The sequence below is a fragment of the Actinoplanes sp. NPDC026623 genome (assembly GCF_040638275.1).
GTDB lineage: Bacteria > Actinomycetota > Actinomycetes > Mycobacteriales > Micromonosporaceae > Actinoplanes.
On record NZ_JBEZXZ010000248.1, the window covers coordinates 1 to 12,001 of the forward strand.

The window sequence follows — 12,001 nt, forward strand, 5'->3', positions numbered from 1 at the left end:
GGCGGGCCGCTGCGCGGGCGCCGGGTCGGCCGTTCGGGCGCGCCTGCCGCGGGACAGCGAGGCGAGCGCGCCGACCACCGACATGGCGATGGCCAGCCAGAACACGATCACCAGGCCGTGGTGGAACGGCGCCGCGATGAGCCGCGGGAAGAAACCGAGGCCGGTGAGCGTGGCCGCGTTGTCCGGCGGCAGGGCGCCGAGGACCTGCGGCCCGAGCAGCTCGGCGATCGGGTTGTAACCGAGGAACGCCGCGAACAGCGTGCCGACCGGCGGCAGCTGGGCGACCCCGGCGGCGGTCGCCGCGGGCACGCCCTGCGCGGTGAGGCCGGAGCCCAGCGCGCCCGGCAGGGAGTCGGCCAGGCCCGCGACCATGAGCGAGAAGAACACCCCGATGGAGAGCACCTGGCCCGCGTTCATGAACGTGGCCCGCATGCCGGAGGCGGCGCCGCGCATGGCCGCGGGCACGCTGGACATGATCTGCGCGGTGTTCGGCGCGGCGAACAGGCCGCCGCCGATCCCGTTCACGAAGATCAGCACGGCGAACGCCGGGTAGGAGAAGTCGCCGGGGAGCATCAGCAGGCCGAGGAAGGAGGCGGCCATCACCAGCAGGCCCCCGCTCGCGAACGGGCGCGCGCCGAACCGGTCCGACAGGTACCCGGACGCCGGCCCCGCCACCAGGAAACCGATCGTCATGGGCAGCAGGTAGATGCCGGCCCACAGCGGCGTCGACTCGTAGGAGTAGCCGTGCAGCGGCAGCCAGATGCCCTGCAACCAGATGATGAGCATGAACTGCAGGCCGCCCCGGGCGATCGCGGCCAGGAGGCTGGCGGCGTTGCCGCTGGTGAAGACGGCGTTGCGGAACAGCGCCAGGGGGAACATCGGCTCGGCGACCCGCGACTCGATGATCCCGAACGCGACGAGGACCGCGGCGCCGCCGGCCAGGCCCGCCACCACCCACGGGTTGGTCCAGCCCATGGTGTGCCCGCCGTACGGCTGAATGCCGTACGTGATGGCGGCCAGCACCGCGGTCAGCCCGGCCGCGAACGTCGCGTTGCCCCACCAGTCGATGCGCGCCCGCCGCCGCACCCCGGTGTCGTGCAGCGACCGGTACGCCCACACGGTGCCGAGCACGCCGAGCGGGATGTTGATCCAGAACACCGAGCGCCAGTCCCATTCGGCGAGCACGCCGCCCGCGACCAGGCCGATGAACGAGCCGGCGAGCGCGGCCACGATGTTGACGCCCAGCGCCATGCCCCGCTGCCGCACGGGGAACGCGTCCGTGATGATGGCCGCGGAGTTGGCCATGAGCATGGCGCCGCCGATGGCCTGCACCACCCGCCAGCCGATCAGCCAGGTCGCGCCGGCGCCGCCGGTGAACGGGTCCAGCGCCAGCACCACCGAGGTCAGCGTGAAGAGGGCGAACCCGGCGTTGTAGATCTTCACGCGGCCGTACATGTCGCCGAGCCGGCCCAGCGTCACGACCAGGACCGCGGTCACGAGCATGTAGCCCATGAGCATCCACAGCAGGTAGGAGACGTTGCCGGGCTGCAGCGGGTCGAGCGCCACGCCCTTGAAGATCGCCGGAAGGGAGATCAGCACGATGGACGCGTTGATCGTGGCGAGCAGGGTGCCGAGCGTCGTGTTCGACAACGCCACCCACTTGTAGTGCGGATTGTCCGCGGAATACACAGTGCTCCTCACTCGGCGATGGTCTCGGCCAGCCGCTCCAGGGCGGGCAGCGCGGCCAGGATCACCGCGTGTTCGGCGGGCGCCAGGCCGTGCAGCACGCCCGCGAGCGCGGCGGCGTAGCGGTCGCGGCGCTGCTCCACGAGCGTCCGGCCGGCCTCGGTGATCGTCACGACCACGGCCCGGCCGTCGGCCGGGTCCGGGCCCCGGGTGGCGAGCCCGTCGCGTTCGAGCCGGGTGACCAGCTGGGTCATCGCCGGCTGCGTCACCCCCTCGGCGACGTGCAGGGCGCTGAGCCGGTGCGGGCCGCGGAGCTGCAGGCGGCGCAGCGTCGAGGCAGCGGTGAGGCTCAGGCCGTCCCGCGGTGCGAGGCGGCGCAGCGCCTCGTACAACCGCTCGAACGCGGACGCGACGAGGGCGCCGTCGGTGCTGACCTCGATGACCCGGGGCATACCCGATTTATATCACTGGCTTATACAAGTACTTAAGGCGACGTGATCTACCAGACAGGCGTGTGTCAGTGCAGGAGCCGCTGGGCCCAGTAGACCTGCCCGTCGGGCCCGGCACAGATCAGGGCCACCAGCAGGTCCTCTGCCGCCGCGGGCGCCGTGGCCACCATCTGCTCGGGCGGCGTTCCCTCGAGCGCCGGGTGCAGCGCGATCGAGAACGTCACCGGTGACGCGTCCACCCGGTAGACCAGGATCGCGTCGCCGGAGGTCACGTACGACCCGTTGACCTTGCGGGTGCCGGCGCCCCGCAGCCACGGGTAGCGCTCCTGGGCGAGGTCCAGCGCCCCGTCCGACCCCGTGCCCACGTCGTCGGGCCGGGGCGACTTCACGGCGATGTGACCGGGCGGGAGATGACTGCGCTTGTCGAGCACGACGATGCGCAGGGAACCGTCCCGCTGGGGGTGCGGCGGCCGGTCCCAGGCGACCTGCCCGAGGAAGACCTGGCCGCCGTCGGCGGCCACATCCGCGTTGACCGGCTCGAGGGCGGCGTTCGCGGTCGCCTGATCGACGAGGCTGAGCGTCGCCCGGGCGCTCAGCGCCTCCGGCCCGTACGGCGGGCGGCCGTGCCACCATCGCGAGCCCGCCACGCCGCCGGCCCCGACGAGCAGCACCGCCACGCCCAGGAGCAGACCCACCCGTTTCCTCACGGGGCGCAGTAAAGCACAGCGGGCAAAGCCGGCGGCGTCACCGTCCGGGCGGCGGGTGCTGACCGAACAGGGTCGGGTGCCCCGCGCCGTCCACGGCCGCGAGCCCGCTGATCTCGTGCACGTCCACGTGGTACAGGCCGCCCCTGTCGTCTGCAAAGGCCAGCTCCGGCTCCGCCGCCAGGCTGATCACGGCCCGGGACCCGCGCATCATCACCCCGTCGGCCATCAGGACGGCCACGGCGGCGACCTCGCTGCGATGATTCAGGACCCAGAGCAGCGCCTCGCCGACCGCCGCGCTGCCCATCGGCGTGAGCAGCGCGCTGAACGCGCCCCGCACCTGTTCGGTCTCGGCGGCGCCGGCCCGGAACAGCACGTCGACGGCGTCGGCGTAGCTCGCGATCGCCCCGGCCGGATCGCCGGTCATGGCCCGCAGCCCGCCGAAGTTGGCGAGGGTGAGGCCGTGCGCCCGCGCGTCCATGCTGTCGTCCCAGTTCTCCAGCGCCCGCCGGTACCACGACAGCGCGAGCTCGAACTCGCCCCGCTCGTGGTGCAGCACGGCCGTCTGCTGGGAAAGGTCCGCGATCAGGACGCGGTGGCCGAGGCGCTCGGCGACGGCGACCGCCTCGGTGAAGTGCTCGAGCGCGAGGTCGAGGCGGTCCTCGACCTGCGCGGTGTGGCCGAGACAGCCGAGGAGGAACGAGACCAGGAGGTCGTCGCCCTCGGCGCGGCTCTGCACCAGCAGCTGCTCGAGGCGGCTCCGGGCCGGCCCGCCCGCCCCCGCGTCGACCTGCCCGACCAGGGCCCTCGCCTCCTGCTCACGCCGCCGCCGGATGACCTGTCGCCGCGCCTTCACGGCGGTGGAGCGGGCGCGCTCGTCGCCGGCCTCGCCGAACATCCGCTCCGCGCGGACGAAGTTGCGCTCGGCCGCCTCCCACCGCTTGGCCTCCGCGTCGATCTGGCCCAGCCCGTGAATCTGCGCCGCCTGACCGCGCGCGTCCCCCATCTCGGCCGCGATGTCGAAGGCCCGCTGCCTCAGCTCGGCGGCCGCGTCCAGCCGGCCCGCGGTGAGCTCGAGCCCCGCCAGGTTGCCCAGCCGAAGTGATTCACCCCTGCGGTCGCCGCGCCGCTGTTCGAGCCTCAGCGCCTCGAGCGTGGCCCGCCGGGCCTCGTCGATCCGGCCCAGCGAGGCCAGGGTGTTGCCGATGTTGCCCGTCCAGTCCGCCAGGTTCGCCTCGTCGCCCGTCTCCCGCGCGATGCCCAGTGCCTCCTCGTAATACGCCAGGGCCTGTTCGTATGCCTCGGTCTCGTCGGCGTACATGCCGAGGTTGCCCAGCAGCGCGCTCTCGTCCTGCGGCCGGCCGTGGCCCCGGACGAGGTCCAGCGCCTCCTGGGTGCCGGCGATCGCCGCCGGGGTGTCGCCCTGCGCGTGCCGCACGAGGGCCAGGTTGCGCAGTATCCCGGCGCGCATGACCGGGTCCTGCTCGGCCTGCCGGTCGGCGAGCGCGAGGGCATCGGTGAGGTCGCGGCCGGCGGCGGCGTGGTCGCTCAGCCGGTATCGGAGCGCGCCACGAAGATTCAGCAGCTCGGCACGGATCATCGGGTCGTCCACCGTCCCCGAGAACCGCACCGCGGGTTCGAGCCAGTCGATCACCTCCGCCGCCGGGCGGCGCCTGTCGATCAGGGCGAAACCCATCGACGCGTACGCGAAAGCCAGCGCCGGGTCGAGCCGGGCCGCGACCTGCTGACCGAGCTTGATCTGTTCCCAGTCCTCGTCCAGGGCGGCCGCGGCGGCATCCGCATCGCCCCGGTCGAGCAGGGCGCCGAGGTCCCGGAGCAGGCCGAGGTAGTGCGCGGAGTGCCGGAGCCGGACCAGCGAGGCGCGCCGCACGCGCTCAGTCCTCCTCGGACTCGAGCAGCTCGCGGGCGTGCATGGCGAGCAGCGCGTGCATCCAGAACCGGCCGCCCGTCGCGGGTTCGAGCAGCCCCCGCTGCACCAGCCGCCGCACGGTCGGGCGCGGGTCCGCGACCTGCCACACGGCGGCCAGCGCGGCTGTGTCGAACGACGCCGGGCGCAGCTCGAACGCGCCGAGGTCGGCGAAGCGCTCCCGCAGCTCCGCGGGCAGCCGGGTGGTGCTCTGTCGCAGGAGCGCCGCAACCGTCGGCGTGGTCGCCGACTCCAGGTCGGCGCGGTCCGGCGGCGCGTCCGCGCCCAGCAGCCCGGTGCCCGCCCGCAGGTCCCGCAGCAGATCGTCGACGCCCCAGCCGTAACGCGCCTCCGCCTGGAGCATCCGGCCCGCGACACACAGCGCCAGCGGCAGCCCCTCCAGCGCGTCGACCAGCTCGCCGATCTCGGCCGGGCGCGCCGCGACGACGCCGGGCGCGAACCGGGCCACGAGCAGGATCGCGTCGTCGCGGCCGAGCACCTCCAGGGAGTAGATGTCGCCCGCGGTGGGTGCGAGCAGGTCGGCGACGGCGGGTTCGCGGGTGGTGACGAGCGTCGCGCACCGCCGGCCGCCGATCAGCAGCAGCCGGGCCCGCTCCGGTTCCCAGACGTCGTCGATCACCAGCAGCATCCGCCGCTCGGCGATCGCGGCGGCGAGTCGCGCGGAGATCTGCGCGGCCGGCTCCTCGGCAGGCGGCTCCGGCTCGCCCAGCACCCGGGACCAGTTCACCAGCTCGGTGCGTACCCGGGACCGGTCGGTGGCCGTCGCCCACAGGACGCCGTCGGGGAAGGCCCGCACCACGTCCTCGTCGTGGATCAGCGCGGCGGCCACCGTGGTCTTGCCGACGCCCGGCCAGCCGCGCACGGTGGTCAGCACCTGCACGGCCGCGGGCGCGGCGCCGATCCGGAGCCGGCCCTTCAGGCGAATCAGGTCGGGGTCGCGACCCACCAGCAGGCTGGGCGGCGGCGGCCCCAGCCGGCTGGCCCGGCCCGGCCCGTCCGGGCCCGGCCGCCGCCCGAGCAGGTCGAGCTGATCGACCACGAAGGAGTTGAACAGCATGCTGCCCGGCCTGCGCGCCTCGGCGAGCACCTCCCGCCGCAGGTTGTCGACCAGGGAGCCGAGCAGCGCGGGAAGATCCACCGCAAGCGTGTCCGTGTCGATCCAGTTCTGTTCGATCAGCGGATGGATCAGCCCGAGGTCCAGGGTGGACCGGCCGAAGGCGTCGTCGACCAGCGCGGTGGCGAGGGACCGGTCCTCCAGCACCCGGCGCAGCAGGGCCTCGACCCCGGCGAGCGCCTCCTGCTCCGAGGTCTCCAGCCCGTCGAGGGTCGCCGTGAAGGCCTTGCCGACCACGCGGAGCAGTGCCCGTTCCTCGTCCGGCCCGAGCGCGGCCCGCTTCAGCCGGGTCGCAGCGAGGCCCACCAGGGGCCGGGCGAGACGGCCGGCGATCGCGCTGGACAACATCTCGGGCATCCGCCACCTCCCGCCAGGCCAGCATAAAGGCGGCGCCCGCGCACCGCGCTCTCACCCGACGACGGACGTCGCCTCACCGGGCGTCAGCCGGCGCAGGCTTTCCCGCACGGGCGCCGACAGCCGGTTGCGGTTGTTCCTGGACGCCCAGCCAGGAGCTGGACCACGTGTCCGCGGCGCGGCGCAGGTCCTCCGGCAGGAGGTCGTCGCCGGGCGCGGCGGCCCAGGCGACGACGCCGTCGGGACGAAGCAGCAGCGCCGCGAGCCGGTCGTCGTCGAATTCGGAGACCGGGATCGCGCGGATCCGCTGTCCGGTGTCGATATCGCCCGCGAGCGGGTGCAGCAGCAGCGCCCGGCCGTCGGTGGTGAGCCGCTCCAGGCCGACGGTGCCGTTGACCGTCAGGGGTGGGCAGGGCGCGCCGGCGAGCGGATGCCGCGCCGGGTACGGCAACTCGTAGCGATGGGTGGTGCCGGAGAGCAGCCGGCTCAGGTGGCGGTTGACCTCGGGCAGGTCCATCAGGTCGCCGACGATGTCGCGCAGCGCGTCCACGTGCGGGCCGGGCGCGAGCAGCGCGGACTGCGCCCGCGTGTTGTGCAGGACGGCGGCGCCGACCGGGTGCCGCTCGGCGGCGTACGTGTCGAGCAGGCCGGCCGGCGCCTCGCCGCGGACGGTCGCCGCGAGCTTCCAGCCGAGGTTCATCGCGTCCATCAGCCCCAGGTTGAGGCCCTGGCCGCCGTTGGGCGAGTGCACGTGGGCGGCGTCGCCGGCCAGCAGGGTGCGCCCGCGCCGGTAGGTGTCGGCCTGGCGGGCCTGGTCGGTGAAGCGCAGGCCGCCCCGGAACGTGCCGAGTTCGACGTCCACGCCGGCCACGCGGCGGACGCTCGCGGTGATCTCGTCGGCGGACAGCGGCGCCGACCGGTCGGGGTCGGTGTCCGCGAAGTCGAAGGTGGCGATCATGTCGTCGTCGTGGAACAGCGTCCCGCCGGGCAGCCGGCCGGGCGGCGGCAGCGCCCGCCGGTCGCGCATGTCGGCATGCGCGTACCGGATGGTCATCAGGGGTGCGGTGCCGGGAAAGCCGAATCCGGCGAGCTTGCGCACGGTGCTGCGGCCGCCGTCGCAGCCGGCCACGTACGCCGCGACGAGCCGCCGGCGGCCGGCCGCGGTGTCGACGTCGAGGGCCACGCCGCCCGGGACCTCGGCCCATCCGGTCACCGTGCTGGCGTACCGGACCGTGACGCCGAGGCCTTGCAGGTGCTCGCGGAGCAGCCGCTCCAGCGCGGGCTGCCCGATCAACGCGCCGTCGCGCCCCGGATCGGCCGCCGCCGAGTCGATCTTGTGGATCCACGCGAAGTGGGTCTTCGTGGTGCCGTGGTCGCGGGCCAGCGCGCGCAGGCCCTGCTCGTGCTCCCGGTCGAGGGCCGCACCGAGGCCGCGTCGCCGCAGCGCCTCCGCGGCCAGCGCGCCGATGCCGCGGGCCTTGGGCTGTTCCCCGGGTGCGGGAAGCCGCTCGAGCACGATCGGTCGCACCCCCGCGAGGGCAAGCTCCGCGGCCAGCAGCAGGCCCACGGGCCCGGCACCCACCACCACTACCTCGGCGTCCATCTCTGCCATCACCTCCGTAAGACGAGACTGTCTCGTCTTGTTTTGAGCATAACGAGACGAGACAGTCTCGTCTAGGGATGCCGTAGGGTGGTCACCGTGACCGGTGTCCCATCCCAGGCGAAGAAGCACGCGATCCTCGACGCCGCCACCGCCGCGTTCCTGCGCTCCGGCTACTCGGCGAGCGTCGACGACATCGCCGCGGCGGCCGGCGTCGGCAAGCAGACCGTGTACCGGCACTTCGGCGACAAGCAGGCGCTGTTCCTCGCGGCCCTGGCCGCGGCCCGGGAAACCGGGAACGGCGGCCCGGCCGTCACCCTCACGGACACCGGCGACCCGGCGGCCGACCTGACCCGGATGGGCGAGCAGATCCTGGCCGCCGCCCTGTCACCCACCGTGGCCGCCCTGCACCGGCTCACCATCGCCGAGATCACCAACCACCCGGAGCTGAGCCGGCACTGGGGCGACGGCGCCGCGCCGTACCTGGCCGAGGAGCTGACCGGCTATCTGCGCCGCTGCGACGCCGCCGGCCTGCTGAGCGTGCCCGACCCGGCCCGCGCCGCCCGCCAGTTCGCCTTCCTGCTGATCACCGAGGGCCGCACCACCAGCGCGTACGGCACCAGCGCCCTCACCGCCCGGCAGCGCCACACCATCGCCGCCGAGACCGCCGACCTGATCGTCCGCGCCCACCGCCCCGGCTGAGCGCCACCCCTGACGCCCCGCCGCGGCGAGCACCGACGGGAGCGCGTCGATCGTGCCGCGGCGGCCAGGTCGTCGCTCACCCATCCCTGATGCGTCGTCGCTCACCCATCCCTGATGCCAGGAGCCGCCCGGCCGGCTCCTCGCCGAACCGCCGCCCGGCATGTCCAGCGGCCGCGCGCGGTCCGCCACGCAGGCTACGACCGGCGCGGTCCGCCCGCAGCAGACGGCGTGAACGCGAGGCGCTGCTCGCGGACGTAGCCGGCGTCGTTCAGGTACTGAATGTGGTGCCCGGCGGCGAGATGACCGGCGAAGGCCGCGTTGCCGGCGGCGGCCTGAGCGCGCATGAAGCCGACGAGCGTGTGCAGCCGCGCGACGACGGCATCGACCAGGCCGGCGCGCCCGGCGCCGTCGAGACCGTACCGATCGCAGAAGACCCGGAGCCGGGCGGCCTGCTCCCCGGTGGTTCCGAGGCCGTCGGCGTTTCCGGGCGCCGTCAACGGAACCCACCGGTACGCCGCATAGGCCACGTCCCAGAGCCGGGTGCCCGGATGCGCGTGATCGAAGTCGAAGACGCCGACCACCCGGCCGCCGTCGAGCACGCAGTTGTGCGGCGCGAAGTCGCCGTGGCAGATCACCTCGACCGGCTCGACGGCGGCCGCAAAGCGGCCCCTCAGACTTCGCTGTTGACAGCCGCGAAACATATACGCCAATATTTGTTAACGTTCACATCCCCGTCCCTCCCCCCGCAGCGCGCCGCGATCTGGGGCGCTGCTTCGTGTGCACGGGAAAGGCAAACCCATGGGTCCTCGGTCTATGCGTCCCCTGTGGCGGACCGCCCTCGCGGCCGCCGCCACGGCGGCGCTCGTCGTCACGACGGTCGTCGTGACGGGCGGAAACGCGCAGGCGGCAGGCACGCTGTCCTGCGACATCTACGCGAGCGGCGGCACGCCGTGCGTCGCCGCGCACAGCACCACCCGCGCGCTCTTCGGCTCCTACAGCGGCTCGCTCTACCAGGTGCGCCGCTGGTCCGACGGCGCGACGACGAACGTCGGCGTGCTCAGCGCCGGCGGCTACGCGAACGCGGCGACACAGGACTCGTTCTGTTCGGGCACGTACTGCACCATCGTCCGCATCTACGACCAGACGTCGCGGCACAACGACCTGACGATCGCTCCCGGCGGCGGCGCCAACCCCACCGCCGACCAGGGCTCGAACGCGGCCGCCCTGCCCGTGACGGCCGGCGGACACAAGGTCTACGGCGTCTACATCTCGGCGGGCAACGGCTACCGCAACAACGCGACGAACGGCGTCGCCACCGGCAGCGCGCCCGAGGGCATGTACATGGTCACCGAGGGAACCCACGTCAACGACCGGTGCTGCTTCGACTACGGCAACGCCGAGACCAACAACCTCGACACCGGCAACGGTGACATGGACGCGATCTACTTCGGCAACCTGTGCTGGTTCTCGCCGTGCGCGGCCGGGCCGCGGGTCGCGGCCGACCTCGAGAACGGGCTGTTCGCCGGCGGCAACGGCTCCTGGACGGCGAACACCGGTCGCAACAGCGCGTTCGTGACGGCGGTGCTCAAGAACAACGGCACCACCACGTACGCGATCAAGGACGGCAACGCGCAGTCCGGCGGTCTCGCGACCCGCTACAACGGCGGGCTGCCGACCCAGTCGGGCTACCGGCCGATGACCAAGCAGGGCGCGATCATCCTCGGCATCGGCGGCGACAACAGCAACGGCTCGGTCGGCTCGTTCTTCGAGGGCGTCATGACCAGCGGCTACCCGAGCGACGCCACCGAGAACGCGGTGCAGGCGAACATCGTCTCCGTCGGCTACGCCAAGAGCGTCACCTTCCCGGTGAACGGTGCCACCTACCGGATCACGAACCTCACCAGCGGAAAGGTCCTGGACGCCGTCAACTGCGGCACGGCGAACGGCACGGCGATCGACCAGTGGCAGTCGCTGGGCAACACCTGCCAGCAGTGGCGCTTCAACAACGTCGGCGCCAACAAGTGGACGATCACGAACGTCAACGCGGGCAAGGTGCTCGACGCGGTCAACTGCGGGCAGGCGCTGGGCACCGCGGTCAACCTGTGGTCGTCGCTGGGCAACACCTGCCAGCAGTGGGCGGTCATCCCGGCCGGCAACGGCCGCTACGAACTCGTGGTCGAGAACAGCGGCATGGTGCTCGACAACACGAACTGCGGCACGGCGAACGGCACGACGGCGCGTCTCTGGATGTGGCTCAACAACACGTGCCAGCTCTGGTCGATCGCACCGTAGGCGACCGGACAATCGTGGGACCGCCGCGGGCCGGCGGTCCCACGACCCGCCTGCGCAATCTGGAGGAATTCGCCGAGAAGGTGCAGGACATGCCGTCCACCACTCATGAAGAGGTCTGGGCCAGCACTTCGTCCAGGACCGCGGCGAACTCCTCCGGCTGCTCGAAGGCCGCCCGGTGGCCGCCGCGCTCCAGGACGGTCAGGTGCTTGGCGGGGGCCGCGAGCGCGGCGTACCACTGTGCGAAGGGGACCGCCAGGCCGCGCATCTCGTGACCGCCCTGCACGAAGTAGACCGGCACCCCCAGCCGCGGCACGTCCCGGCGCAGGTCGATGCCCTGCATCCGGGGGTAGAGCGCGCTCCAGGTGTCCAGCAGGGCGTTGACGGTGTGCACCTTCTGCAGCAGCGTGAACTCGGGGACGCTCAGGTTCCCGAGGGTGCCGTCGGCGTCCTCGTCGAGGCCGGTGCGATCGTAGTCGTACACCGAGTTCTCGTAGAGCATGATCGGCTCGTACGAGTAGACGTCGGCGTACGGCGGCGGCCCGAGATCGGTGAGCCGGCGGGCCAGTTCGTCGCGGCCGGTGACCCGGGCCCAGGCCAGCATGTCGGTGTAGCAGATTTCGTCGGTGGCCCGCACGTCGACGCCCTGCCCGGTGCCGATGTACGCCCGGTATCTCCCGGGACCGCGCTGCACCGCGAGCACCGCGAGGATCGAGCCGCCGGAGTGCCCCAGCAGATAGATCCGGTCCTGGGCGAACCGGCGGCGCAGGTGATCGGTGACGCCGAGGATGTCGTCGACCTCGCCGTCCGGGGTGACCGACCCGGTCGGGTCGAGCGCCGGATAGGACGAGCCGCCGCCGCGCCGGTCGAGCGTGACGACCACGAAGCGCCGCTCCAGGGCGGCCAGGTGCCGGCGCACCGAACCCAGTTCGGAGCCGCCGGGCGCGCCCGGCACGAAGAGCAGGACCGGCGCGGACGCGTCGGCGCCACGGATCATCAGGCCCAGCCGGTGCCCGCCGACCTCGACGTGGGTCAGCTCCGCCACGCCGCGCCCGCCCGGGATCGGGGCGGTCCGGGCGGGAACGGCCACCGCCACCGCCGCCGCCAGCACCACCGCTGCAGCCACGGCGAGAGGTGCGCGGCGCACGCCGCCGC

10 protein-coding genes are annotated in these 12,001 nt (G+C 73.3%); 2 read left to right on the forward strand and 8 right to left on the reverse strand.

The annotated features are described in order from the left end of the window. From AB0F10_RS40330 to AB0F10_RS40355, 6 genes are all read right to left on the reverse strand, one after another. Nucleotides 1-1,701, reverse strand: a 1,701-nt coding sequence (locus AB0F10_RS40330) for an MFS transporter (RefSeq protein WP_360638209.1), incomplete at its 3' end; no start/stop codon positions are given. Further along, nucleotides 1,698-2,138: a MarR family transcriptional regulator gene (locus AB0F10_RS40335; RefSeq protein WP_360638212.1), complete on the reverse strand. Its 441-nt coding sequence runs from the start codon at nucleotides 2,136-2,138 to the stop codon at nucleotides 1,698-1,700. The genes AB0F10_RS40335 and AB0F10_RS40330, both read right to left, overlap by 4 nt. 65 nt (nucleotides 2,139-2,203) lie before the next feature. Next, nucleotides 2,204-2,830, reverse strand: coding sequence for a hypothetical protein (locus AB0F10_RS40340; protein WP_360638215.1), 627 nt, complete (start codon nucleotides 2,828-2,830; stop codon nucleotides 2,204-2,206). Between the two features lie 49 nt (nucleotides 2,831-2,879). Next, nucleotides 2,880-4,730 carry a tetratricopeptide repeat protein gene (locus AB0F10_RS40345; protein ID WP_360638218.1) on the reverse strand — a complete coding sequence of 617 codons (1,851 nt, stop codon included), beginning with the start codon at nucleotides 4,728-4,730 and terminating at the stop codon, nucleotides 2,880-2,882. Between the two features lie 4 nt (nucleotides 4,731-4,734). Next, nucleotides 4,735-6,258 carry an NB-ARC domain-containing protein gene (locus tag AB0F10_RS40350; RefSeq protein WP_360638221.1) on the reverse strand — a complete coding sequence of 508 codons (1,524 nt, stop codon included), beginning with the start codon at nucleotides 6,256-6,258 and terminating at the stop codon, nucleotides 4,735-4,737. A gap of 73 nt (nucleotides 6,259-6,331) precedes the next feature. Further along, nucleotides 6,332-7,858 (reverse strand): FAD-dependent monooxygenase, encoded by a 1,527-nt coding sequence (locus tag AB0F10_RS40355; protein WP_360638224.1) that lies wholly within the window; start codon nucleotides 7,856-7,858, stop codon nucleotides 6,332-6,334. 96 nt (nucleotides 7,859-7,954) lie between these two features. Between AB0F10_RS40355 and AB0F10_RS40360 the strand changes: the two genes are divergently transcribed. Next, nucleotides 7,955-8,557, forward strand: coding sequence for a TetR/AcrR family transcriptional regulator (locus AB0F10_RS40360; RefSeq protein WP_360638227.1), 603 nt, complete (start codon nucleotides 7,955-7,957; stop codon nucleotides 8,555-8,557). 194 nt (nucleotides 8,558-8,751) lie between these two features. On the opposite strand, the gene AB0F10_RS40365 is transcribed toward AB0F10_RS40360, so the two are convergent. Beyond that, nucleotides 8,752-9,258 carry a phosphotransferase gene (locus AB0F10_RS40365; RefSeq protein ID WP_360638230.1) on the reverse strand — a complete coding sequence of 169 codons (507 nt, stop codon included), beginning with the start codon at nucleotides 9,256-9,258 and terminating at the stop codon, nucleotides 8,752-8,754. A 112-nt stretch (nucleotides 9,259-9,370) separates the two neighbouring features. On the opposite strand from AB0F10_RS40365, the gene AB0F10_RS40370 reads away from it, so the two are divergent. Then, nucleotides 9,371-10,849: an arabinofuranosidase catalytic domain-containing protein gene (locus tag AB0F10_RS40370; protein WP_360638233.1), complete on the forward strand. Its 1,479-nt coding sequence runs from the start codon at nucleotides 9,371-9,373 to the stop codon at nucleotides 10,847-10,849. Between the two features lie 103 nt (nucleotides 10,850-10,952). Here AB0F10_RS40370 and AB0F10_RS40375 read toward each other — a convergent pair. Then, nucleotides 10,953-12,001 (reverse strand): alpha/beta hydrolase (locus AB0F10_RS40375; RefSeq protein WP_360638236.1); only part of this gene is annotated, 1,049 nt, incomplete at its 5' end.

Excerpts from the sequence above, each read along its gene's own strand:
- AB0F10_RS40335 (WP_360638212.1), bottom strand. The coding sequence starts at position 2,138 with ATGCCCCGGGTCATCGAGGTCAGCACCGACGGCGCCCTCGTCGCGTCC.
- AB0F10_RS40350 (WP_360638221.1), bottom strand. The coding sequence starts at position 6,258 with ATGCCCGAGATGTTGTCCAGCGCGATCGCCGGCCGTCTCGCCCGGCCC.
- AB0F10_RS40355 (WP_360638224.1), bottom strand. The coding sequence starts at position 7,858 with ATGGACGCCGAGGTAGTGGTGGTGGGTGCCGGGCCCGTGGGCCTGCTG.
- AB0F10_RS40365 (WP_360638230.1), bottom strand. The coding sequence starts at position 9,258 with ATGTTTCGCGGCTGTCAACAGCGAAGTCTGAGGGGCCGCTTTGCGGCC.
- AB0F10_RS40370 (WP_360638233.1), top strand. The coding sequence starts at position 9,371 with ATGCGTCCCCTGTGGCGGACCGCCCTCGCGGCCGCCGCCACGGCGGCG.